The organism is Planctopirus hydrillae (assembly GCF_001707835.1).
Lineage (GTDB): Bacteria > Planctomycetota > Planctomycetia > Planctomycetales > Planctomycetaceae > Planctopirus > Planctopirus hydrillae.
This window is the reverse complement of sequence record NZ_LYDR01000080.1, coordinates 1-344: the sequence shown is the minus strand read 5'-3', so window position 1 is coordinate 344 and position 344 is coordinate 1. Positions and strand designations below refer to the sequence as shown.

The following is a 344-nucleotide window of genomic DNA, read 5'->3' as shown; positions in this document are numbered from 1 at the left end:
AGGCCTCATGGATTAAATTGATGGTTAATCCTTGCTCAGCAAAATACCCCTGTTTTTCGGCCCAGAGAATGGCAACACAATCAAGTAAAGGAATATAGCCAATATTGAGTTCAGTTTTTTCTAATGTGGACATATGCTTTTCCTTATTGGCCCAATAACAGCTTCTGTGCATCCAGTAAGCGTCTGGCCATTTCACCAATGGTAATCCGGTGACTCATGGCATTTTTACGCAATAAAGCAAAAGCTTGTTCTTCCGTTAATGCATGCAGCTGGATGAGCAACGCTTTGGCTTTATCGATATCTTTACGGTCAATCAGTTTGTCCTGGGTTTCTTTTAAATCATT

Annotated in this window: 2 protein-coding genes; both read right to left on the bottom strand. The window is 40.4% G+C overall.

The genetic code is table 11. The features are described 5' to 3' along the window. A partial coding sequence (locus A6X21_RS25525) for an ABC transporter substrate-binding protein (protein ID WP_165603759.1) occupies positions 1-133 on the bottom strand: 133 nt, incomplete at its 3' end. Between the two features lie 10 nt (positions 134-143). After that, a partial coding sequence (locus A6X21_RS10755; RefSeq protein WP_131818292.1) for an ANTAR domain-containing protein occupies positions 144-344 on the bottom strand: 201 nt, incomplete at its 5' end.